The following is a 24,362-nucleotide window of genomic DNA, read 5'->3' as shown; positions in this document are numbered from 1 at the left end:
GTGGTGAAGTAGCATGAAAATAATTGATGAGATAAATAAAGATACAGAAGAGAACGCCTCTAAGATCAGGACTTTCATTAAAGACTATGTGAAGGACTTTAAGAAAAGGGGAGTTGTGATCGGAGTTTCAGGAGGTATCGATTCTGCAGTCATACTCGCACTGGCTGTTCAGAAACTGGGTAAGGAGAATGTTTACGGATTACTGCTTCCTGAAAAAGAATCAGCTTCATCCAGCAAAGAACTCGGAGCAAGACTTTGTGACACATTGGGTGTTTCTTATGAAGAGGTCCCTATTACCCCTATCCTTGAAGCACTTGACATATACGGGAAAAAGGAGCAGATAATAAAGAGAACCTGCCCGGAATATGATCCGGATATTCACAAGACGTCACTTGTCCTACCAAGTCTCTTAGAAGACAATATGATAACCATCCCATCCATCAGACTTGTAAAAGATGGCGAGATCGTTTCAAAGAATCGGTTGAAAGCAAAGGACTATCTCGAACTGATCGGAATCCAGAACGTGAAACAGAGATCAAGAATGTTGGTCCAGTATATGTACGCTGAAAAGAACAATTATCTTGTATGCGGTACCACCAATAAGACCGAATACCTTCTGGGCCAGTTCGTGAAATATGGCGATGGCGGAGTGGATATCGAACCTCTGGGAGACTGCTACAAAACCCAGGTCTACGCACTGGCAGAGCTGCTAGATGTCGATAGAGAGATAATTGAAAGGCCTCCAAGCGCAGATACATGGAGCAGCTACACATCTGATGAGGACTTCTTCTGGCGTATGCCAATTGATATCATGGACCAACTATTGTATTCTCAGGAACATGAACTACCTGTGGATGTGATTAAAGAGAATACAGAATTATCAGAGGAAACAATAAACAAAGCAAAGAGAGGAATTGCAAAAATAGGAAAGGCATCCAAATATATCACATCAAATCCTCCGATATGTTATCTTGAAAAATGAATACTGAAACAGGGATGAAATTCATCATATGTTATGATTTTGACCTGTTTTTCGATAAAAGGAACACATACATGCTCAAAGACAAAGTAATACTGATCACAGGATCCAGCCGGGGAATTGGGAGAGCTACAGCCTTATTAGCAGCAGAGAACCATGCAACTGTGATCATCAACTACAACGAAAGTGAAGATGAAGCTACTGATCTTGTAGATGAAATTACAGAGAAAGGGTATAAGGCGACCATGGTAAAAGCTGATGTATCTGTTGAGAGCGATGTAAAGGAGATGTTCGACCTCATCAAAAAGCAATATTTAAAACTCGACATACTTGTCAATAATGCCGGAGTAATGCAAAACAATCTATTGATGATGACAAGTACAAAGTCGTTTGAACATATTATTGATGTTAATCTGAAAGGAACTTTCCTATGCACCCGATATGCTTCGAACATAATGAGAAAGCAACGATCTGGAAAGATCATTAACCTCTCATCTATAATAGGACTGAATGGAAATGCCGGCCAAACCGCATACTCGGCCAGCAAAGCAGGAGTCGTAGGATTCACGAGATCTGCAGCAAAAGAGCTTGGAAGATATGGAATTACTGTAAATGCAATTGCACCAGGGTTCATTGAAACTGACCTGACAAGAGATGTGAAAGAAGAAATTCGTGGTAAACTTATAGCAAATATAGCTCTTGGTCGAAGTGGCAAACCGGAAGACGTTGCAAAAGTTATTCTTTTTTTAAGTTCAGAGCTTGGGGATTATGTAAGCGGCCAGGTGATATCTGTTGATGGCTGCCAGGTTATTTGAATAAATTACAAATTAAAGGTTAAGTTGAAACTACAAAAACCAGAAATTTATTTACCCTTATCAAAGCGATCCCCAAATTCCGCAAAATAAATTTTAAAATAAAAATAGGAGTTTTTCTGCCTATCAAAAAACATCCACAAAGCGAAAAAATAAATAGAGATAGAATTTATCCGATTTTTACGTATATCACAGCTGCAATTTTAATATGCTTTTACGTATATGATCAGCAGATATTGAAAATGCCTGTTGTTGGCTTTCTGTAAGTTCGAGTTCGATGACCTTTTCTATGCCATTCTTACCTAAGATCACAGGTACTCCCAGATACAGTCCATCCTCACCATATTCACCCTGCAAGTAAGAGGATGCTGGAATTACTCTTTTTTGGTCATTAACTATGGATTCAACCATCGATCCAATGGCTGCTGCAGGAGCAAAGAAGGAACTGCCAGTCTTAAGATATTCAACAATTTCAGTTCCTGCGTTGACAGTTCGCTTTACAAGCCTCTCTATCGTATCTTCAGGAAGTAGTTCAGGTAATGGAACACCTGACACTGTGGTATATTGTGGCAATGCGACCATGGAATCACCGTGCCCACCAAGTACCAGTGCAGAAACATCCTTTGCAGAAATACCAAGTTCCATAGCAATGAAAGCTGCAAACCTACTTGAATCAAGCATCCCGCTCATTCCAAATACCCGATTTGTATCAAATCCGGTACATTTCTGTGTAGCATACGTCATGATATCAAGTGGATTGGTTACAGTGATAACTATAGCATCGGGTGCATATAGTAAGATCTTTTCAGAAACCTCTTTTATGATATTTGCATTGACCTTCATCAGATCATCACGTACCATTCCTTTTTTACGTGCAACTCCTGCGGCAATGACCACAATATCAGAACCTTCAATATCAGAGTAATCACTGGTACCCAGTATCTCAACATCATAGCCGAGAACGGGGGCAGCCTCAATGATATCAAGTGCCTTCCCTTTAGCCACACCCTCAGTAGCATCGGTCATGACAATATTTCCAATTTCAAGCTCTGCGATACGTTGAACAGTAGCGCAACCAACGTTACCTGATCCTATGACTGCAATCTTTTTCATATCTGTAACACCCCCGAATAGACAGATATAGCAAATCGTTAAGCTATAATCTAAAAATGGTTCTCAAAAGTAATATATGTTTTCTTGGTAACCCCTTACTCAAACATTTATATCCTCAAAGACCAATCTACCACCGATCAGCTATGGAACTAGAGAAGCTACTTGAAAAGTTATCCAACGCACACGGCATATCCGGATATGAAAACAATATCAAGGATATCATGGAAGAAGAGATCAAACCATATGTAGATGAGGCAAGGACAGACAAGATGGGAAATCTCATCACCACAAAGAAAGGTGAAGGTCCTGCCATTATGCTGGCAGCACACATGGACGAGATCGGACTGATGGTCCAGTACATCGATGACAACGGATTCCTGCGTTTCGTAAAGATCGGAGGATGGTTCGACCAGACCCTTCACAGCCAGAGAGTGGTCGTTCACGGAAGCAACGGCCCTATTACAGGTGTCATCGGATCAAAACCACCACATGTAATGAAAGAGGAAGACAGGAAGAGACCGGTAAAGGCCGAGGACATGTTCATCGATATCGGTGCAAAGGACAAGGAAGATGCCATCAACATGGGAGTCGATGTCGGAACTGCCATCTCTCTTGACAGGGATTACGCACCTCTTGCCAACGGACTTGTCACATGTAAGGCATTCGATAACCGTGCAGGAGTTGCAATGCTCATCGATGCAATGAAACAGCTCTCTGAAAACCATGTAAAGGCAACTGTACATGCTGTGGGAACCGTGCAGGAAGAGGTCGGGCTTAAAGGTGCACGCACATCCGCATTTGGACTGAACCCTGATGTTGCCATTGCAGTTGATGTTACATTCCCCGGAGATCATCCAGGTATTGACAAGAAGGATTCTGCACTGGAAATGGGAAAAGGTGCAGTTATCACGGTCGTTGATGCATCCGGAAGAGGTCTTATCGCAGACAGGAATGTCGTGAAGTGGCTGAAAGAGACCGCTGAGGAGAATGACATACCATACCAACTCAATGTAGGCGGTGGCGGTACAACAGATGCTACTGCAATTCACCTCACCCGAGAAGGTATTCCTTCAAGCACCATCAGCGTGCCTACAAGATATATCCACTCCCCTGTTGAAGTGCTGTCCCTGGAAGACCTTCAGGCATGTGCAGACCTTATCGCAAAGGCAGTTCTCAATATCGACAAGTACTTCTAATCTGCTTCTGATGCCTCTATGGCATCTCTTTTTTTATTGTTGTGACCCCACATCATGAATCCACATCGAAAAAACAGATCCAGTCCGGGAATTATGTTTATGAAAGGATCACTGGATATTGTTACGCAAGTAAGCCGTTAACTCCACACCAAAAGTACTAAAACCAATAGAAGTATTATTTTGGCTGTGATAGTCAGCGACATGCATCTATAAATAACATCCTGATTATTAGTGATAAATTCAGAGATCATTGATCGAACAGAGAAAATACGTCGCTGAAATAAAAAAACAACTGAGGGATTACATTATTCGAAAATATCCGGTTTTTGGACACAACTTTACGAGACGGTGAACAGACACCTGGTGTCGCACTGAAAACAGAAGAGAAAGTCTGGATCGCACGCAAGCTCGACGATCTGGGAGTAAACATCATCGAAGCAGGTTCTGCCATCACTTCAGAGGGCGAGCGCGAAGCAATTCGTGCTGTGACAGCTGAAGGTCTGGACGCAGAGATATGCAGCTACTGCCGCATTATGCAGCAGGATGTGGACTATGCCTTAGAGTGTGATGTGGATTCGATTCACCTCGTGGCTCCTGTATCAGACCTTCATATTAATGTGAAGCTCAAGAAGGACAGGGAAGCATTAAAGGAAATGGCATTAAGTGCCACCGAATATGCAAAGGACCATGGTCTTATAGTGGAGCTTAGCGGAGAGGATGCATCCAGAGCAGATCTGGATTTCTTAACGGACCTGTACAAGGCAGGTGTGGAAGTAGGTGCTGACAGGGTATGTTTCTGTGATACTGTGGGATTGCTTGTTCCAGAAAGAACGACCGAGATATTCAAAGAACTTACATCAGCTATCGATGTACCGGTAGCCATCCACTGTCATAATGATTTCGGCCTCGCGGTCTCGAACACCATCGCTGCACTGAACGGTGGTGCGAAAGAAGCGCACATGACCATCAATGGCATCGGAGAAAGGGCAGGAAATACTGCGCTTGAAGAAGTAGTGATGGTACTTGAGTGGCTCTACAAATACGACACCGGAATCAAGACCGATGAGCTTTACAAGACCTCAAGGCTTGTCAGCCGCCTGACAGGACTGGCTGTAGCATCGAACAAGCCTCTTGTCGGTGGAAATGCATTCACTCACGAGGCAGGTATCCACGTACACGGATTACTGGCAGATACCTCCACATATGAGCCGATAACACCGGAAAGCATCGGACGTGAAAGGCAGATCGTGCTTGGAAAGCATGCAGGCAAGAGCTCAGTGACACTTGCATTAAAGGAACTGGGACTTGATGTGGATGAATCTCAGCTCAATGAGATCGTGGGTCGTGTCAAAGAGTTAGGTGATCATGGCAAGCGTGTCACAGATGCAGACCTCCAGACAATCGCTGAAGCTGTGCTTGATATCTACCGCGAATCAAAAGTCAAGCTCGAGGAGTTCACTGTTGTCTCAGGTAACAAGGCAATACCAACCGCTTCCGTGAGACTTACCGTTGATGGAAAGGAGATCGTGGAAGCAGGCATCGGAGACGGACCTGTTGATGCAACTTTCGAGGGAATACGCAAGGCCATTTCAGGTTTTGCAGATATCCAGCTTGAAGAATATCATGTGGATGCTATCACCGGTGGTACCGATGCACTTGTAGAAGTACTGGTGAAGCTTTCCAGGGAAGGAAAGATGGTCACTTCAAGAGGTGCCCGCACAGACATAATCCTGGCATCCGTAGAAGCGATCATAAACGGAATCAACCAGCTGATACAGGACTGAACATCCATATACAGGATACAACAGCCAATCACAAACTGAAAAACAAATGTTTGAACACATATTGATAAATTGATAATATCTTACCGATCAACTAAAAGGAAAAGATAGCATGACCGGAAAACCAGAAAGAATGACAGGCGCAAGAGCATTCGTCGAGTGCCTGTACAGGGAAAATGTCGAAGTTCTATTCGGATACCCGGGCGGCGTGCTGCTCCCTATCTATGATGAACTCTATGATGCACACCTGCACCATCTGCTCGTCAGGCATGAGCAGGCAGCAGTCCATGCAGCCGAAGGATATGCAAGGGCTACAGGAAAGGTAGGCGTCTGCCTGGCAACATCAGGCCCAGGAGCAACAAACCTTGTCACAGGTATCGCAAACGCATACATGGATTCAATTCCACTGGTAGCTTTTACAGGACAGGTACCAAGCTCAATGTTAGGTAACGATGCTTTCCAGGAAGCTAACATCACAGGCATCACGATGCCTATCACAAAACACAACTATCTCGTACAGGATGCAAAGGACCTGCCAAGGATAATCAAAGAGGCATTCCACATCGCCTCCACAGGCAGGCCGGGTCCTGTTCTTATTGATATGCCAAAGGATGTTACGACCGATGAGATCGATTTCGTATATCCTGACAAGGTCGAGCTTCGCGGCTACAAGCCAACATACAAAGGCAACAGCCAGCAGATCAAAAGAGCTGCAACAGCCATCGCAAAATCAAAAAGACCTGTTATCTACGCAGGTGGTGGCGTAATCGGTTCAGATGCAAGCAAGGAACTGCTTTCCTTTGCAGAAAAGATCAGGGCACCTGTCACAACAACACTGACCGGCATAGGCGGTTTCCCCAACGACAATGAACTTTACCTAGGGATGCCCGGAATGCACGGTACAAAGTATGCAAACTATGCGATACAGGAATCAGACCTCCTGATCGCTGTAGGTGCACGTTTTGACGACAGGGTCACAGGAAAGCTCAAGTCATTTGCACCAAATGCAAAGATAATTCACATTGATATCGATCCTGCAGAGATCTCAAAGAACATCACTGTGGACATACCCATCGTTGGAGATGCTAAAAACATCCTCAAGTCACTCCTCCCACATGTTAGCGAATGTGACACAAAGGAATGGCTTGACAAGGTCGCCATCTGGAAGAGGGATTTCCCGCTTTACTACGTCAACAGAGATGATGCGATCAAGCCACAGTACATCATCGAACAGATCAATGAGGCATGTCCTGATGCGATCATCGTAACCGAGGTAGGACAGCACCAGATGTGGGCAGCCCAGTACTTCAAGTACAAAGAGCCACGCACATTCATAACCTCAGGCGGACTGGGAACCATGGGATACGGATTCCCCGCAGCCATCGGTGCAAAGCTCGGAAGGCCTGACAAGGTCGTCTTCGACATTTCCGGTGACGGATCATTCCAGATGAACTCCCAGGAAATGGCAACCATCGTACAGAACGATATTCCGATCATCATTGCACTGTTCAACAACGGTTACCTGGGAATGGTCAGGCAGTGGCAGGCATTGTTCTTCGAACACCGCTATTCACACACCACCATCGAGGACAGCGTTGACTTCGTCAAACTGGCAGAGGCATACGGCGCTCTTGGAATTCGTGTTGAGAAGCCATCAGAGGTCAGACCTGCAATTGAAAAGGCCATCGAAGCGAACAGACCTGTGATCATCGACTTCATCGTCGAGAGGGAAGAGAACGTATCACCAATGGTACCGGCAGGCGCAGCGATCAACGAAATACTTGACCTGGAGAGGACACAATGAAACATACACTTGCAGTTCTGGTAGAGAACAAATATGGAGTACTGACAAGGGTTGCAGGGCTATTCTCACGACGTGGTTTCAATATTGACAGCCTTGCAGTGGGAATCACTGAAGACCCCACCATCTCAAGGATGACAATTGTTGTTCGCGGCGATGAGCATGTGCTTGAGCAGGTCACAAAGCAGCTTAACAAGCTTATCGAAGTCATTCGTGTAACAGACCTTGGAGCTGATGAATCCGTTGAAAGGGAACTGGCACTTATAAAAGTGAATACTGATGCCAGCAACCGTGCTGAGATCATCCAGATCGTGGATATCTTCAGGGCAAGGATAATTGACGTTGCTTCAAAATCAGTTACCATTGAGGTCACAGGAGATGCCAACAAGATCAAGGCGATCCAGACATTGCTGAGACCTTTCGGTATCAAGGAAATGGCAAGGACCGGTAAGGTAGCACTTACAAGGGGTTCTAAAAGTTCATAATTGAATTAATTTGATCTATTAAAATACGGAGAAATAAACATGGTAGAAATGTTCTATGACAAAGACGCCGATCTCGGCGCACTTAAAGGTAAAACAGTAGCTGTAATGGGCTACGGTAGCCAGGGACACGCACAGGCACAGAACCTTCACGACTCAGGCCTTGATGTTGTCATCGGCCTCAGGGAAGGAAGCCGCCGCTGGGCACAGGCAGAGAACGACGGTCTTAAGGTAATGACAGTTGCAGATGCTGCAAAGGCTGCAGACGTCATCCAGATCCTCCTTCCTGATGAGATCCAGTCACAGGTATACTACGCAGAGATCGAGCCAGGGCTTGAAGCAGGCAATGCACTCGTATTCTCCCACGGATTTAACATCCACTACAACCAGATCGTACCATCAAAAGATGTGGACGTCTACATGGTCGCACCAAAGAGCCCGGGACACCTTGTAAGAAGGACCTACAATGAAGGCGCTGGTGTTCCAGGTCTTATCGCTATCTACCAGGATGCAACAGGAAATGCACATGAGATGGCACTCGCACACGCAAAGGGTGTCGGCTGTACAAGAGCCGGTGTCATCGAGACAACCTTCCGCGAGGAAACTGAGACCGATCTCTTCGGTGAGCAGGTAGACCTCTGTGGTGGTGTTGCAAGCCTCATCAAGACATCCTTCGAAGTACTCGTTGAAGCAGGTTACCAGCCGGAAATGGCATACTTCGAGACACTCCACGAGCTCAAGCTCATCGTTGACCTCATCCATGAGGGCGGTCTTGAGAAGATGTGGTATTCAGTCTCCAACACAGCAGAATACGGTGGTCTCACAGTTGGCCCACAGGTCATCAACGAAGAGTCCCGTGAAGCAATGTACATTGCACTCGAGAGGATCCAGAACGGTGAGTTCGCACGTGAGTTCGTCCTTGAAGGACAAACAAACCACGCTGTACTTACCTCCATGGAGCGTCTGGAGAACGAGCACCCTGTCGAGGTCGTTGGTAAGAAGCTCAGGGCAATGATGCCATGGCTCAACAGCGAGCTCAACGAAGAGTAAGCTAAAAATCGATCCTAAAATACATTTTTCAGGACACATGTCCTGAAAAACCATTCTTTTTTTGATGATCCTGTGATAACATGTCAGCTACTATAGAGACCATATTTGCACGCAGAAGCATCAGGGAATACACAGAAGACCCTGTAAGCAACGATGACATCAACACCATCCTGGATTGTGGCAGGTGGGCACCGTCAGGCCTTAACAACCAGCCCTGGAAGTTCATCGTGATCCGTAACGAGGACACCATCAATGAACTGGCAGACTGCACACATTACTCAAAGATAGTCCTGCAGGCAAACGTCCTGATAGCAGTATATCTCGATCAGGAGACGATGTATCACCACGACAAGGATGTACTTGCCATCGGTGCTTCCATACAGAACATACTTCTTGCCTGCGAGGACCTTGGACTTGGAGCGGTGTGGCTCGGAGAGATCCTCAAAAAGAGCGAACAGGTAAATACCATTCTTGAAGTGCCGGAAAGTCTTGAACTTATGGCAGTCCTTGCTATCGGCCAGCCCGTGGAAAGAGAACGTACATCAACAAGGAAAGCTCTCGAAGAGATCACATTCAACGAAAAGTATGGTGAAAAGTGGACAGGCGAAAACTAAGACCTGCCACCCCTTTATTAAATTAAATATAAATTTCAATTTATTCTCTGGTCCTGGCTTTCCTGATCGCATCCTTACGGGCTGCAGCTGCTGCTTCACATTTACGGTTGGCACAGTATTCTTTTGCATCCTTGCCCTGTTCTTTTACCCTTATGAAGTGCCATCCACAACCCTCACAGACCTTGTCCGTCACGGTCAGGCGACCTTTCTTAGGGACCGATTGGGTATGGCCACACCTTTTGGTGCATCCCAGGAAACGTGAATCCTTTGTAGCGATAAGGAACATCTGGCCATCACATGAAGGGCACGGACCTATGACTTCAGGAGGGAAGCATTCCTTTTCCTTCTCACATGAAAAACACGGACCGATTCCCACAGACCAGAAATATTTGTTTCCGACCTTTATAACTGCAATGCCATCCTTTTTGCACTTCCTGGAGCGCTGTACCGCCAGGGCACCTGCCTTTGGAAGCGGATATGTGTTCTTGCACTGAGGATATCCCGTGCATCCCACGAAACGGCCTTTGTCAGTGATGACCATGCGAAGCATACGGCCGCATTCCGGACATGTGCCGACGTGGTTCTTCTTGTCAGCTGCAACAGCCTCATCGGTAATTGTGCCTGCTATCTGCGAAACCATAAGTTCGCGGTTCTTCAACAGGTGGGAATACATCTCCTTGATAAGTGTAGTTCCTTCCTCAAGAGCCAGTGGGAACTTCTTTGTTCCGTCCTCAACCTCCTGAATCAGGGATTCGATCCTGGAACGAATATCCGGTTTGACAAGTATAGGAACAGAGCTGTTCAGCGCATCCATCAGAGTGAATCCTGTATCCATTATTGCAATGGTCTTGCCCTTTGTCTCAAAATAACCACGTTTCTTGTTGGTCTCAATGTGGGAAGGAGCAGTTGCCTTGGTACCTATACCATGCTTGTCCATAAGTGTCAGCAGTTCAGCTTCTGTTAGCCTCTTTGGAGGTGTTGTCTGTGACTTGATGTTGTTGATCTTCTTTACGTCAATAACATCCTTCTCTTCAAGGAGTGGCAGGAGCTTGTCCTGTGGCTTTTCAAAAGGATATACTGCAAGCCAGCCGGCGCTCTTCTGGACAGAGCCTGTGGAATCGAATAGCTCGCCTTCTGCTGTAATCTCAAAACGGGTCTTCTCAAATATGGCTTCGGGCAGGAGGTTTGCAATAAAGTGTCTTACGATGAGATCATAGACATCCCATGCACGGGGCATCTTGACAGCTTTTTCCACCTCTGCACGGGAGCCGGCCTTGATCGGATGAATAGGGGGGTGGTCATGTCCGTCTTTCTTTCCGTTTCGAGGAGTTATCTTATCCTGGGAAAGAAGCAGCATGGCAAAGTCCTGATAATCTCCTCTGGTAAAACCTTTGAGGATCTTCTTGAAATCCATGTCATCAGCATACTTGTTGGTCTCTGTCCTCGGGTAACTTGTGAAACCCGAAAGATAGAGCTGTTCTGCGATCTCCAGGGCCTGTTCGGGGCTTACACCGAGGTATTTGGATGAACGTTTGAGGAACTCGTTGGTGTTAAGCGGGAACGGAGGATTTGTCTTCATCTCCTTTACGGTCTTCTTCGATACCACCGCGGTCCTGCAATTCTTCAACTTGCTGAATATTGCATCGGCCTTTTCCTTTTCATAGATGTGACCTCCGCGGTGGGCACCTGTAAAATCGGTACCTTTTCCGTTGAAGATACCCTCGATCTTCCAGAAGTCCTTTGGATCGAACTTACGTATTGCAAGTTCACGCTCATAGACGAAACCACATGTGGGAGTCTGGCAGGGACCGATGGACAGGACACCTTTTGTTCTTGCACGTTCCCTTACGGAAAGCGTTACAAAACGTGTAAATGCTGCACCCATTTTGAGGTCAAGTATCTGTCTTGCCTCTGCGGACATTGCCATGTTCTCATCAGGCTCCACAAGATCAGTGAAGGCCTTGTCAATCTCACTTTTTGAAAGAGAAGAGAACCTGGCACGTTTGACGGTTGATCCGGATACCTTTTCGGCTATGGATTTTGCTTCAAAGCCGATATTTTCCCCTTCCCGGTCAAAATCGCAGGCAAGGACCAGAAGGTCAGCATCCTTTGAAAGCTTTAGTATAGCACTGCCAAACTGGGTCTTAGTTACCTTTTTTATCGGTTCGGTGTCCAGAAGCATGGCAGGATCCACATCCCTCCAGTTACTGAACTCCTCCGGATAGTCATATCCCATGATATGGCCTGCTAGTCCCATTACTTTCCAGGGGACACCATTCCTCTGGAACTCATAAACAGGAACCCCGTCTACAATTGTTCGTCTGGCCGAGCCTCCGGCCAATATGTTCGAGATCTGGGCTGCAGCTTTGTTCTTCTCAGTAAATACGACTGTGGTCATGGGAATCGAAAGTAAATCAAGTATTCAGATAACGGTACTGTTCCTCAAAAAGGTGTAACATAAGATGGTACTTACAGTACATTAATTATCGTATCGGATCAGGGTATCGACGGGAACTTATCAAAAACTTCATAACCGTTCGTACCAATATAATATTGGAGGGTAACCATGCAATGTGCTGTTTGCGGAGTTGAAACTAAGAACAAATATTGTAACGATTGTGAAAAGATAATGGACGAGATAATCCACAAGGTCGGGGAAAAGAGGTGGAATGCAATCGATGACTGCTCCTACATCTATCCGATGGTTAAAAGAGCAACAAAAGGGGAGCTTACTGTCAATGATATAATCAATGCAATGGAAGTCGAGGATTAAAGATTTAAATAGATAAAATGGTAGCTGGAACCATATGTTCTTGCTACCTATGCCATCCTTACCAGTTTTCCATTTCTTGCTATTCTTATGACTTAAAAATAAAAATGAAATGGAACAAACAAGGAAACGAGGCTGTTAAAAAAGAATAATATGACCTCATCTTGAGATCATAACATCCACTTTTGAGTGACGGACAACTTCCTCTGCAACGCTTCCTAGAAGTAATCTCGTAAGTCCGGTCTTACCAAGGCTTCCCATTACAATAAGATCGATCTCGTTCTCTTCAGCAAACTTGATGATCTCTTCTGCAGGATGCCCTTCAAGAACCAGCTTCTCAACCTCAACCTCACATGATGAACATGCATCGGCAACCTGCTGAACGGCCTTTTCAGCCTCATCCATCATTACCTGAAATGGCACTTCCCATTGCATCATCCTGGAGCCTATAGGCATAGATGACGATGGATGGGTAGGTACTACACAAATAGCATATACCTTTGCACCAAGTTTCTTTGCAATGTCGATACCCGACAATATAGCAGTATCAGCATTCTCAGACCCGTCAGTAGCTATCAGGATCTTCTTATAGTCTTTAGCAGTCACACAATTACCCCCTTGTTGATCTGTTAGATGTGCATTTTGCACTTTTATACATAAATATTGACCTCACTGATATATGAACTTTCCCAAAACATAACAAGAGATAGGAATGCCGGATTGTGAAACATATATATGTATCATTGCTGTATTGAATCCTAAGAACCGCCTACGATCATTCTAAAAATCATCATTCGGAGTAACAATGACATTAATGGAAGATGCAAAGAAGGGCCTTATCACTCCTGAGATAAAAAGTGTTGCAGAGGTAGAAGGCATCGATGCTGATACAGTTAGATCTTGTGTTGCAAAAGGTCTTGTGACGATCCCAAGGAACATCAAGGGAAAATCCCGGGCTTTTGGTATCGGGAAATATATGAGCGTGAAGATCAACGCCAATATCGGAACCTCCCGGGACTTTGTGGACATTGATGACGAAGTTGAGAAAGCAAAGGTCGCTGTAGAATACGGTGCTGACACGATAATGGACCTTTCCACAGGCGGAGACCTTGACCTGATACGTGCAAGGATCATGGATGCAGTGGATGTACCAATCGGTACCGTGCCAATATACCAGGCTGCTGCTTCCCACAAGACAGTCGTTGATATGACATCCGATGACATGTTCAATGCCGTACGCAAGCATGCCGAGGACGGTGTGGACTTTGTAACGGTACATGCAGGTGTCAATTACAACGCAATTGAAAGGCTCAAGAACAGCGACAGGATCACGAACATGGTCAGCCGTGGAGGTTCCTTTACCTTTGCATGGATGATACACAACGAGCAGGAAAATCCTTTCTACGCAGAATATGACTATCTTGTTGAGATCGCAAAGGAATATGATCTCACATTGAGCCTCGGTGATGGTATGAGACCGGGATGCATACATGATGCATCTGACGGACCGAAGTTCATGGAATTCATCACACTTGGAGAACTTGTGAGAAAAGCAAGGCAGTCCAACGTACAGACCTTTGTGGAAGGTCCGGGACACGTGCCCCTCAACGAGGTCGAGCTCAGCGTAAGGGCAATGAAAGAACTGTGCCACGAAGCCCCACTTTACCTGCTTGGTCCGCTGGTCACTGACATTGCACCTGGCTATGACCACATCACAGGAGCCATCGGAGGCACTCTTGCCGGCATGTGCGGAGCTGATTTCCTCTGTATGACAACACCGGCAGAACATCTTGCGCTACCTACTGCCGAGGACATCCGTGAAGGAGCCACTGTTACAAGGATAGCAGCCCATGCTGCTGACCTTACCCGTGATGGGCAGAAAGAGCGTGCACGTGCAGTGGACGAAAGAATGGCAGTAGCCCGTGCAGAACTTGATTGGGACACACAGTATGCGACAGCCATTGATACTGAAAGAGCACGCACCATAAGGGAGAACAGGTATACAGGAAGCGATGCATGTTCCATGTGTGGCGAACTTTGTGCAATGAAAATAGTCAAGAGTGCACTGGAAGAAAGCAGGCAGAAAGACAATTGATCTTTCTGATCCTCTTTTTAATTAAATAATTAATTGATGTAATCTTTTTAGTGATATTCCTTATTATCCGCATTTCTTTTTTTCTTTCGTTACTTTGAATTATATTTTTGATTTATTTCCTCTTCGCGATCATTCTCCTTAGTTAAGAACTTATTTTGAACCCGATCTTTCTTCAACACTAAACCCATATTCAAACCTGACTAAATATCGAAAGGTTTAAATTGTGAACTGCCTTATACATATTTGACGAAAAATAGACGAGTTTGTATATATTCGGAAATGTGGAGATGGTCGTTCTGGCTGAACAAAACAAACAGGAACAAGAAACAGTTATCGAAACAATTGGATTAAAAAAGAGCTACTACCTGACAGATGTTGAGGTACCCATACTTCATGACATTAACATTGAAGTCAAAAAAGGGGATTTCGTAGCAATAATGGGTCCTTCCGGTTCCGGTAAAAGTACTCTGATGAACATGCTTGGATGTCTTGACCGGCCCAGTGAAGGCCATGTGATGGTCATGGGGATGGACATCAACAGGATCTCCGATATAGAACTGGCAAAGCTAAGAGGGATGGAGATAGGGTTCGTGTTCCAGAACTTCAACCTTGTCTCCAGACTCTCTGCCCTACAGAACGTACTCTTGCCAACCTATGCAAACCACAGGCCGAATATCGACATGAATGAACGTGCACGGAAATTGCTGGAACTTGTGGGACTTTCAGACCGCATGGACCACAAACCAACTGAGCTCTCAGGAGGACAATCCCAGAGGGTTGCCATTGCCCGGGCACTGATCAACGATCCTGCCATAATCCTTGCAGATGAACCTACAGGGAACCTTGACTCAAAGACAAGTGTTGAGATAATGGAACTCTTTTCCGACCTTCACAGGAAAGGAAGTACGATAATCATGATCACTCATGACCCTGAAACTTCAGAATATGCTGACAGGACGATCCATGTGAAGGACGGCTATATAGAGAACAATTGAGATGATCATAATGCAAATAAGTAACCTGAAGATAACAAAAGAATTACCTACACTCGTGGTCCTGTTGATGCTGTTGACATGTATGCTGAGCCCGGCATCGGCCCAGGAAAGCAGTTCCACAAGCCTTGATGTGGATGTGCAGAAGTACGAACCATATCCGGCAGAGATAGGACAATACGTCGATGTCTGGATCAAGGTAGAGAACTTCCGATCAGGACAATCAGATGACGTTTCCATAAGACTTGTACCTGAATACCCCCTTTCCCTGGATTCAGAGAACAATGCCATTAAAAATATCGGCATACTCTCACCAGGCACTGCATCTGTACAGGAATATCGCCTGTATGTCGATGAAAATGCAAAACCAGGAACAGCTTCTTTTGATGTCTACTACAGGGGCGATAGCGACAGCACCTGGCTAAAAGATACTTTTGAGATGAAGGTCGGCTCTACGACATTTGAGAGCAGGGGAACACTTGAACTGGAAGAGTCCTCCGCTGATCCGGGAGTCTTCAGCCCCGGCGATACAGGTACTATCACTTTTACGCTCACCAACACTGCTACACAGAACACGATAACCTTCGAAGGCAAGGACTATGACACCAATGCACGCATCCAGTCCGCATTCCTTTCCGGCTCTGACAATATACTTGTCACAAGCAGCGAACAAGATGCAGGTATTATCGGACCGGGAAATTCTGTCACACTTACATTCAATGTAGAGGTTCCCGATGATACTCCGGATGGAACATACTACCTTGACCTCTCGGTCCTCGGGAATTCACACGCATACAATAACAACTGGAGAGTCCCGGTCACTGTTGACAGTTCAGCACTAAAAATGATCCCCTCTAAGCCTTTAACACTTGTCAATGGAGAAGGAAAGGTCCAGTTCGATGTTGCAAACCTTCATCCGAACACGCTTTCATCCGTAAGTGTCAGACCTGAAGCAGAAGGAGTCAGATTCTCACCTGCAGAATATTTCATAGGCACCATGAAGCCGGATGAGCTCTTTACCATCGAGTTCACTGCAGTAGTGGAAAATGAAGAAGCACTTACACCCCTTAACCTGACAGCAGAATACAGGAACGGATTCAACGAGCATTCGAACACAGAAGAGATCGGCAGCTTTGACATAACAGAGGAAAATGATGGCAATACAACTACAACTGCTGCTGCCTTTGGACTTGTAGCTGTTGCCGGATCATCCCTATTTGTCTACAGGAAGAAGAAACAGGACAAAATTCAGGAGTAATGGACATGGTCAACCTCAGGCAATCACTTGAGATCGCAACAGGAAGCATCTTCAGCTCAAAGCTTCGTTCCACCCTGACAACCCTTGGTATCGTAATAGGAGTAGCTGCCGTGATAGCAAATGTTGCCATCGGTGCAAGCTTTAACCAGTACTTTGACGAAGAGATAGGTACGATCGGCTCGAACTTCATATATGTCGGAACAAATGAACCAAATATCCTGTTCGATAATGAACTGGAAGTTGTCAGGAACACACCCGGAATTGTAAGAGCTTCACCACTCAATGAGCAGGTTGCTGAGGTGACATACATGTCGGACTCGAGAAGGGTTACTATCATGGGAGTTACAGGCGACTATGATGAGGTCGCCAATCTCCAGCTCAGTGAAGGTAATTTCCTTAAAGATAATGATCAGTACGTTGCTGTTATTGGTAGCGAAATATCAGGAGATACCTTTGACCGTACCCTTGCAAACAAGAATTCAATTGACATTACCTTCAGGACACGTGATGGAGAGGTCATCACTCAGACATTTCAGGTAAAGGGTATAGTGGAAAAGTCCGAAGCTAGCTTCATTTCATCAGGAATGAATCCGGACAACCGCATATTCATACCGATCACCACCATGAACGAGATCCTCAATGTGGAGGATTATTCCGGAATATTTGCAGAAGCCGAATCCATTGATACCGTAACAGAAACTTCGGATGAGATAGACACCCGGCTGGGGAGATATCTGGGAATATCATCCCGAGACATGGAAAAGGATGATGTCAAGCCATACTTCATAGTGGACCAGCAGGAGTTGCTCGAAGAAGCAGGAAGCCTTTCAGATGCCCTTACTGCACTGCTTACAGCAGTTGCACTGATCTCACTGGTAGTTGGTTCCATTGGTATCATGAACATCATGCTTGTGACAGTGACTGAACGTACGTCCGAGATCGGGTTGATGAAAGCTATCGGTTACTCCAATTATGATGTGCTGACTATGTTCATTGTGGAATCTGCTGTTGTGGGAACCCTTGGAGGGGTTCTTGGTATGATCCTCGGATGTGGTGGAGCCTATGCTGCTGCGACCTTCATGAACCTGCCAGTGGTCCTGCCTGCAGGGAAGATATTCGCAGGTTTTGTGGTTTCCATTGTTGTAGGCCTGATAGCAGGTGCATACCCTGCAAACAAAGCCGCGAAGATGAAACCGGTGGATGCACTCCGTCATGACTGATGAGAACATAATGAAAGAGAATAAAGAGAACACCTAAAAAAGAAAAGAAGAGGAAGGTGAACATAGATGCTTGATAGCTGGATATTTTTTCCGATAAACGCAATAGTGTTCCTGACATTTGCAGGACTTGCAATAGCAGGTACATTATTCTGGCTCTGGATGCTTATCGACTGTGCAATGAACGAACCGTCACAGGGTAATGATAAGCTGATATGGGTAATTATAATTATATTTGCCCAGTTTGTCGGAGCACTGATCTATTTCTTCATCAGAAGACCAAAAAGGATCGCACAGGAACCTATGATGAATCCGGAAAAATGATAAAGGTATAAATAAAAATAAAAAGAATAGGGTAAAGGACGGGGTAGATATGAAAGAAAGAGGAATAAGCAGTATTATAAGAGACTTTTTTGGAGTGGTCACACGTAAGCAGACCTACCTGAACCTCACATACCTATTGTTCTCTTTCCCACTTGGAACAGCTTATTTCATATTCCTCGTGACAGGACTTTCAATGGGACTGAGCCTGTCAATAACCCTTATCGGAATTCCCATACTGATATTGATGCTTGTGGCATGGTGGGAACTGGCATCCTTTGAAAGACAGCTTGCCATCTGGCTTCTCGGGATCGACATACCCCCAATGGAACCACGGAAGATATCAAACCAGAAGATGACGGAGAAGCTGAAAGGATACATCCTCAATCCTGTAACATGGAAAGGGCTTGTTTTCCTGTTCATAAAGTTCCCGCTTGGAATATTCACACTGGTAATCGCGTTCATACTCCTGATTTTCACACTGGTATTGATCTCAATGCCTTTTATCTACAACACCGGTTACGTGAACTTCGGAGAAGCTGAAGTAGAAACAATGGGAGTAGCTCTTGTGCTGATGTTTGGTGGCCTGCTTCTGGGATTCGTCTCACTGCACATCATGAACGCCCTTGCAAAGCTTTCCGGAGCACTGGCCTATAACCTGCTTGGAAGCACAGGATCTGCATACACCAATGAAAACGATTATACATACATCGAAGACCTAGACGACATCGATGAAGAAGATATGGAAGATGACCTGGAGTATGATGCAGAAAGTGACCTGAATGATAAGCTCTCTGGAACAGCAGTTGAAGCTAACGATGAAGCATCAACAGCATCATTAAAATAAACAACAGGAACAAAAGTTAATGAAATTACTGAGCTGGGGTCAGACCTTCATTTTAGCAAGGTCATCGTAAAACTCAAGTATCAGTAATGTCAGCTCATTATCAAGATTCAGGCTAAAGGTGCGGATCTGCTTTCCAAGGCGTTTCTCGGTTACGATATCCGCTTTGAGCAGAGGTTCAATGACCCTTGCGACACTTGAATGGGAAAGACCGGTCTCATCCGCAATACCTGAAAGGTATGTGGACTCGCCTTTGTGTAGAATAAGGTTCTTGAGAACAGTGATCTGAGCTGTCTTTCCGAATATTTTTTCAAGAGCATCCATTAGTATCAACATAAAATATACAATTATGACTTATAAGACTTTCTAATAATTGGCTGGTCGATTCAAAATATGAATAGACCTTATCATATTTAGAAAGGCTTTAATAATATCATCCTTTAATAATTATCCATATTTCAAAGTTGTGGTATATATGGAAAAGGAAACGCTTGACAAAGACATCCTGAGACTTCTTGAGGAACAGCCTGGCATCAGCAACAAAGAAATTGCAGATAAACTATCTGTTCCTGAAGATACGGTTGCAAAAAGGGTAGCAGCCCTTTCAGATACAAGGGAAATGATCCTTATTGTAGACGATGAACCGGATGCTGTCATCGCTACCAAAAGGGCACTTGAGGCAGATGGGTACAATGTCATCGATGCAGAGAACGGAGCCATGGCTTTCGATATGCTGAAATCAGATATTCCCGACGTGATCCTTCTAGATGTAATGATGCCTGACATGGACGGCTTCGAGGTTTGCAAAAGACTGAAAGATGATCCGGCTTACAGGGATATACCGGTTATAATGCTTACTGCAAAAGGAGAGATCGATGACAAGGTAGGCGGTCTTGATATCGGTGCGGATGACTACATAACAAAGCCTTTCAACCTGAAGGAGCTGAAAGCAAGGATCAAAACTGTGTTGAGAAGAACACAGGACTAAACTACAACGCACATTATGTGCTGACCTCACATGTTTGCCAAAAAAAGCAGATGGAATGCGATCATCGTTCTTATCATAACGATGCTCTTTATCAGCTCGATCCTTTTTCTGGGGATCAGGGCCAACGCTGAGGTCGAAGAGCAGTTCATAGACCAATTTGCACAAGGCCAGACATCACAGGCGCAACAGATCTCCAACGGCATAACGACCTTCCTTAATGAAAAGGTCACCATGCTTGAGGTCCTTTCCATACAGCCCCACCAGATACCAGATGACAATTTCACAAGAACGTTCGAAAATATATACGAGAAGTCGAAGGGCTTCTACGTTATCGAATATGTGGACAAGAACGGAACAATAGTCTCAGGATATCCTGAAGAGAACACTCCACTGCAATACAACCTGTACGAAAATGAGAGGAGCATTCCTTTTGATATCGTACGGGAAACAGGTGAAACCTATATCACTGACCCGCTGACAACATTTGAAAAGGAGCTGGCGATCTATGTATGGGTACCTGTTTACGTCGGAGAGGATGAGTTTGAAGGTGCCTTTATTGCAGTCATTGAGATCGATAAGATCACAGAGGAAACAATAAAAACGGAAAATCCGGCAGGATATATCTACCTGATCAACGACAATGCAAGGCTTCTGTACGATAGTGCTGAAACAGACCTCATCGGAAAGAACTACTTTGACATCATAAACGAGCCCGATGTCAGCCGCCTTGAGATAATCGGCATGCAGACTGAAGGACTTTCAGGCAGCGGGACATTCTCGGAAAGGAATGAGAACGGCTTCCTGGAGCAGAAGATCATATCCTACGAACCTGTGATATGGAAGAACCAGCAATGGTCCGTAGGTGTTGTTACACCACTGTGGTACGTGGAATCACTTGTACAGTCAATATATGTAAAACAGGGTTTGTTTGCAATGATCTCTGTTGCATTCATCCTCTTCATAGGCTCATTCATAGCACTGATCCTGTTCTCCTGGAACAAGACACTTGAGGATGAGGTGCAAAGCAAGACGTCAGAACTGGAAAAATCCAATGAATACCTGCAAAATGCCAACCGGAAGCTAAAGGAGCTTGACAGTCTCAAAAACGACTTCGTATCAATGGTATCGCATGAGCTAAAGACACCACTTACCGCCATGAAAACCTCCAGCGAGTTCATGAAGGAGACAGAATGCGATCCAGAGGTCAAGGAAGAGATGCTTGACCTTATCATAAGGAACATCGATCGCCAGTCAAGAATGGTGGATGACCTGCTGGACATCTCACGCATTGAATCCGGCAGGATGAAGTTCAACCCTGAAGATGTGAATATCAGGGAGATCGTTGAGACATCCCTCCAGACAGTTGAAAAGCAGGCAAAGGACAAAGGAATCAATCTAAAGGTAGGATATCCACAAGAGAGCCTGACGATCAGGACCGATAAGGACAAGCTTATCAGGGTATTCGTAAACCTCCTGACGAATGCCATCAAGTTCACACCACATGACGGAGATGTGGAGATCAGCGTAACTGATACCGGTGACAACATACAGGCCAGCATAAAGGACAATGGAATCGGCATACCACCGGAGAAGCGTGATAAGATATTCGACAAGTTCTACCAGGTGGACAGCACCGCCACAAGAAAGGCAGGCGGTACCGGCCTTGGACTTGCCATTATCAAAGGTATCATAGATGGACAGGGCGGCAACATATTTGTGGAAAGCGAGAACGGTAAAGGCAGCACATTCACATTCAGATTACCAAAAGAACTGAAGGAAGAAGACTTCACAGAGATAGAGCAGCATTAAGTGAGAGACATGAAATTAAAGATCAAAGCATTAGCAGGCATTATCGTTTTAGCGGCGATCATCCTTAGCGGATGCACCTCCATAGATGAAGAGAGCTTCAATGCAGATATAGAAGGATATGCAGATCCTATTGCAGAGAATGCACTCTTGGCACTCAATGAGAAGAATTATACAAGATTCTCCGCGGATCTGGACCCGACAATGAAAAAGGCATTCACAGAAGAGGTTTTCCTCAAATCTGCAGACATTGTTCAGGACGAGCTTGGAAACTATACCTCAAAAGAACTCCTGGAGATCAATGCCGGTGATAAACATACAGTTGTTGTCTATCAAGCCAACTTCGAGAAACAGACCGACGATGTGATCCTAAGACTTATATTCGTGAACTCCGAAGGACAGGTGGAGCTCAGAGGCATCTGGCTTGACTCTTCACAATTAAAGAAACGCATGGCTCTGGAGCGATAAATTAGTTACCAGAGTATTTCTATCTTTTTTCAACCATTTTGCTCTATCCCCTGCCTATCTCTTTTTTGATTTCATCTACAAAGGACCAGAAACCAGAAAATCCAATATTTAAATTTAAAAAGAAGAAATAGGAGTAATCAGGAGAGAACTTCGAGTTGGAAGGGAGTGTGTGGTGTTTGTGTGTGTTTTAGGGTAGTGACTCATCAGTTGTTCAAGAAACTACTCAAAGTTCTCTGCCAATGTACAATTCAATAAAGGCACGAATTATACTTAAACCTTTCTATTTTTAGACGAGTTTATGAATATATCCTCGTTTTAATAATAAGACCTACAATAAATTGCCGTTAACCTTATAGCCCATCAAACCCATGTAATGGTTCAGTAGCACCTGAAAATTGAATAATGACTTACATTTCAGGTCAAAACAAATTAAAATGGGCTCGTGGTCTAGCTGGTCATGACGTTGCCTTCACACGGCAGAGGTCGGGTGTTCGAATCTCCCCGGGCCCATCATATATCAAATTCTAAAAAATTCATAAGAGTGAGCCTTGTTTTTGTTATTTTGAATCTAATATCAGAACCTTACTTTTTTCATTCAGTGAGGTGTTGAGCATAGCTCAGCACCTCGGTCCGCACTCCAGAAGCGTGATCTGGGTAGCGAATAGTCCTTATTTACAGCCGATTGTTTGTGCAGGTATTTTAAAATCCGAATTTTCTAAATATACTGATTCCCGGATTTAATTATGTCAGCTCAAGCCATTGGAAGAAAAATTAAAAAATAGACGGTCTCAAATTGAGACCTTAAATGATGTCATTCCAGGTTCGTAACTGTATTCCGGGTGATCAACACCTGTCACATTGAACGTAATTACATCTCCTCCATTAGCTTTGAATTTTCCAGAACCAATTCTTGCTTCTCCATTTCCGACTGTAGTTCCCGAAACAGTTGAGATGACATTGTTGGTATTGAGTGTGAAGTACCCGTTCACAGTAGCTCCTTTCACCAAATTACTATTCTCATCCAGTACTTTTAAAGTCGCTACAGCTTCGTAGCTCTTACCTTTCTGTATTACTGATATGGATATCGAATCTACAGACATCGTTGAGCCTGTGGTATCAGATACTGTTACCGTTGCTGTATCTGATGTTGATGCACCATCATCATCGATTACTGTCAAAATCACATAGTAAACACCACTACCAGCATAAGTATGTACAGGTGTCAATGTGCCTTCTGTAGTATTACCATCTCCGAAATCCCAGAAAATCGTGTGGGTATCGAGGGATCCAAGATCAGTAAAGCTTCCAGAAAATACGACATCTTCACCCACGTTAACTGTCTGATCTGGACCTGCATCAACAACAGGTGCAACATTGTTGACAGTCAATGTCGTAGTATCAATATCAGTGGATCCTTCATCATCGGTAACTCTAACAGAAACATTTCCTGAATAGTCATCAGACCAAGTATTCGTAACAGTAACACCTGTACCATCATCAAATTCTCCATCATCATCCAGATCCCATTCATATGAAACGATGCTACCATCGAGATCGGTAGAATTACTGGCATTGAAAATAATGAATGAACTTTCGTCACCAAAATAGGGACCATTGGCGTCTGCTACTGGTGGCTGGTTTGAGAGGGCAACTGTGATATAACCGGTCTTGACCTCGGAATCAGTACCATTGATATTACTGACAGTAAGATTCACAGTGTACAGGCCAGCTGTATCGTAGGTATGAACGAAATTCTGACTGGAGTTATCCTCAGT

General features: G+C 44.7%; 23 protein-coding genes and 1 tRNA gene. 19 read left to right on the top strand and 5 right to left on the bottom strand.

The annotated features are described in order from the left end of the window. Positions 1 to 13: 13 nt before the first annotated feature. Together nadE and WOA13_RS00325 are read left to right on the top strand one after the other, a co-directional pair. Positions 14 to 982 (top strand): NAD(+) synthase, encoded by a 969-nt coding sequence (nadE, locus tag WOA13_RS00330; RefSeq protein WP_342126014.1) that lies wholly within the window; start codon positions 14 to 16, stop codon positions 980 to 982. Between the two features lie 14 nt (positions 983 to 996). Then, positions 997 to 1,794, top strand: a complete 798-nt coding sequence (locus tag WOA13_RS00325) for a 3-oxoacyl-ACP reductase family protein (RefSeq protein WP_342126013.1) — start codon at positions 997 to 999, stop codon at positions 1,792 to 1,794. Positions 1,795 to 1,980: 186 nt separating this feature from the next. Here WOA13_RS00325 and mdh read toward each other — a convergent pair whose 3' ends face one another. Further along, entirely contained in the window at positions 1,981 to 2,904 is a 924-nt protein-coding gene (gene mdh, locus WOA13_RS00320; RefSeq protein WP_342126012.1) for a malate dehydrogenase, read from the bottom strand. Positions 2,905 to 3,047: 143 nt separating this feature from the next. Between mdh and WOA13_RS00315 the strand changes: the two genes are divergently transcribed. From WOA13_RS00315 to WOA13_RS00290, 6 genes are all read left to right on the top strand, one after another. Next, positions 3,048 to 4,100 (top strand): M42 family metallopeptidase, encoded by a 1,053-nt coding sequence (locus tag WOA13_RS00315; protein WP_342126011.1) that lies wholly within the window; start codon positions 3,048 to 3,050, stop codon positions 4,098 to 4,100. A 299-nt stretch (positions 4,101 to 4,399) separates the two neighbouring features. Beyond that, positions 4,400 to 5,884, top strand: coding sequence for a (R)-citramalate synthase (locus WOA13_RS00310; RefSeq protein WP_342126879.1), 1,485 nt, complete (start codon positions 4,400 to 4,402; stop codon positions 5,882 to 5,884). Between the two features lie 109 nt (positions 5,885 to 5,993). Continuing rightward, complete coding sequence (locus WOA13_RS00305) at positions 5,994 to 7,685, top strand: acetolactate synthase large subunit (RefSeq protein ID WP_342126010.1); 1,692 nt, start codon at positions 5,994 to 5,996, stop codon at positions 7,683 to 7,685. Further along, on the top strand, positions 7,682 to 8,167 hold the full coding sequence (gene ilvN, locus WOA13_RS00300) for an acetolactate synthase small subunit (protein WP_048205541.1): 486 nt from the start codon (positions 7,682 to 7,684) through the stop codon (positions 8,165 to 8,167). The genes WOA13_RS00305 and ilvN overlap by 4 nt, the downstream gene beginning before the upstream one ends. A 39-nt stretch (positions 8,168 to 8,206) precedes the next feature. Continuing rightward, positions 8,207 to 9,214 carry a ketol-acid reductoisomerase gene (gene ilvC, locus WOA13_RS00295; RefSeq protein ID WP_342126009.1) on the top strand — a complete coding sequence of 336 codons (1,008 nt, stop codon included), beginning with the start codon at positions 8,207 to 8,209 and terminating at the stop codon, positions 9,212 to 9,214. 80 nt (positions 9,215 to 9,294) lie between these two features. Continuing rightward, the gene (locus WOA13_RS00290) at positions 9,295 to 9,828 is read left to right on the top strand and encodes a nitroreductase family protein (RefSeq protein ID WP_342126008.1); all 534 of its coding nucleotides are present in this window, start codon (positions 9,295 to 9,297) and stop codon (positions 9,826 to 9,828) included. 40 nt (positions 9,829 to 9,868) lie between these two features. Here WOA13_RS00290 and WOA13_RS00285 read toward each other — a convergent pair whose 3' ends face one another. Next, complete coding sequence (locus tag WOA13_RS00285) at positions 9,869 to 12,226, bottom strand: DNA topoisomerase I (protein ID WP_342126007.1); 2,358 nt, start codon at positions 12,224 to 12,226, stop codon at positions 9,869 to 9,871. Positions 12,227 to 12,394: 168 nt separating this feature from the next. Between WOA13_RS00285 and WOA13_RS00280 the strand changes: the two genes are divergently transcribed. Next, entirely contained in the window at positions 12,395 to 12,601 is a 207-nt protein-coding gene (locus tag WOA13_RS00280; protein WP_048205545.1) for a hypothetical protein, read from the top strand. 156 nt (positions 12,602 to 12,757) lie between these two features. Here WOA13_RS00280 and WOA13_RS00275 read toward each other — a convergent pair whose 3' ends face one another. Next, a complete protein-coding gene (locus WOA13_RS00275) occupies positions 12,758 to 13,204 on the bottom strand; it encodes a universal stress protein (RefSeq protein ID WP_048205546.1) in 447 nt (148 codons plus the stop codon). A gap of 199 nt (positions 13,205 to 13,403) precedes the next feature. Between WOA13_RS00275 and thiC the strand changes: the two genes are divergently transcribed. The 6 genes from thiC to WOA13_RS00245 all read left to right on the top strand — a co-directional run bounded on the left by thiC (position 13,404) and on the right by WOA13_RS00245 (position 19,328). After that, complete coding sequence (gene thiC / locus WOA13_RS00270) at positions 13,404 to 14,693, top strand: phosphomethylpyrimidine synthase ThiC (protein WP_342126006.1); 1,290 nt, start codon at positions 13,404 to 13,406, stop codon at positions 14,691 to 14,693. Positions 14,694 to 14,980: 287 nt separating this feature from the next. Then, the gene (locus WOA13_RS00265; protein WP_342126878.1) at positions 14,981 to 15,688 is read left to right on the top strand and encodes an ABC transporter ATP-binding protein; all 708 of its coding nucleotides are present in this window, start codon (positions 14,981 to 14,983) and stop codon (positions 15,686 to 15,688) included. 10 nt (positions 15,689 to 15,698) lie between these two features. Continuing rightward, a complete protein-coding gene (locus tag WOA13_RS00260; protein WP_342126005.1) occupies positions 15,699 to 16,943 on the top strand; it encodes a COG1361 S-layer family protein in 1,245 nt (414 codons plus the stop codon). A gap of 5 nt (positions 16,944 to 16,948) precedes the next feature. Next, positions 16,949 to 18,163 carry an ABC transporter permease gene (locus tag WOA13_RS00255; RefSeq protein ID WP_342126877.1) on the top strand — a complete coding sequence of 405 codons (1,215 nt, stop codon included), beginning with the start codon at positions 16,949 to 16,951 and terminating at the stop codon, positions 18,161 to 18,163. Positions 18,164 to 18,229: 66 nt separating this feature from the next. After that, on the top strand, positions 18,230 to 18,484 hold the full coding sequence (locus tag WOA13_RS00250) for a PLD nuclease N-terminal domain-containing protein (protein ID WP_342126004.1): 255 nt from the start codon (positions 18,230 to 18,232) through the stop codon (positions 18,482 to 18,484). A gap of 49 nt (positions 18,485 to 18,533) precedes the next feature. Then, positions 18,534 to 19,328 (top strand): sensor domain-containing protein, encoded by a 795-nt coding sequence (locus tag WOA13_RS00245; protein ID WP_342126003.1) that lies wholly within the window; start codon positions 18,534 to 18,536, stop codon positions 19,326 to 19,328. Positions 19,329 to 19,367: 39 nt separating this feature from the next. Here the strand turns inward: WOA13_RS00245 and WOA13_RS00240 are convergent, their stop codons facing one another. Then, on the bottom strand, positions 19,368 to 19,649 hold the full coding sequence (locus tag WOA13_RS00240) for a MarR family transcriptional regulator (protein ID WP_342126876.1): 282 nt from the start codon (positions 19,647 to 19,649) through the stop codon (positions 19,368 to 19,370). 151 nt (positions 19,650 to 19,800) lie between these two features. Between WOA13_RS00240 and WOA13_RS00235 the strand changes: the two genes are divergently transcribed. From WOA13_RS00235 to WOA13_RS00220, 4 genes are all read left to right on the top strand, one after another. Continuing rightward, a complete protein-coding gene (locus tag WOA13_RS00235) occupies positions 19,801 to 20,313 on the top strand; it encodes a response regulator (RefSeq protein WP_342126002.1) in 513 nt (170 codons plus the stop codon). A gap of 30 nt (positions 20,314 to 20,343) precedes the next feature. Next, complete coding sequence (locus WOA13_RS00230) at positions 20,344 to 22,122, top strand: sensor histidine kinase (RefSeq protein WP_342126001.1); 1,779 nt, start codon at positions 20,344 to 20,346, stop codon at positions 22,120 to 22,122. Between the two features lie 9 nt (positions 22,123 to 22,131). Then, positions 22,132 to 22,587, top strand: a complete 456-nt coding sequence (locus tag WOA13_RS00225) for a DUF3887 domain-containing protein (RefSeq protein WP_342126000.1) — start codon at positions 22,132 to 22,134, stop codon at positions 22,585 to 22,587. A gap of 436 nt (positions 22,588 to 23,023) precedes the next feature. Then, positions 23,024 to 23,097, top strand: a tRNA-Val gene (locus WOA13_RS00220). A gap of 278 nt (positions 23,098 to 23,375) precedes the next feature. On the opposite strand, the gene WOA13_RS00215 is transcribed toward WOA13_RS00220, so the two are convergent. Further along, positions 23,376 to 24,362, bottom strand: a 987-nt coding sequence (locus WOA13_RS00215) for a PKD domain-containing protein (RefSeq protein ID WP_342125999.1), incomplete at its 5' end; no start/stop codon positions are given.

The sequence above is a fragment of the Methanococcoides sp. LMO-2 genome, assembly GCF_038432375.1.
Classification (GTDB): domain Archaea; phylum Halobacteriota; class Methanosarcinia; order Methanosarcinales; family Methanosarcinaceae; genus Methanococcoides; species Methanococcoides cohabitans.
Note: the sequence above shows the minus strand (reverse complement) of the source record. Positions and strands in the feature narration are given on the sequence as shown.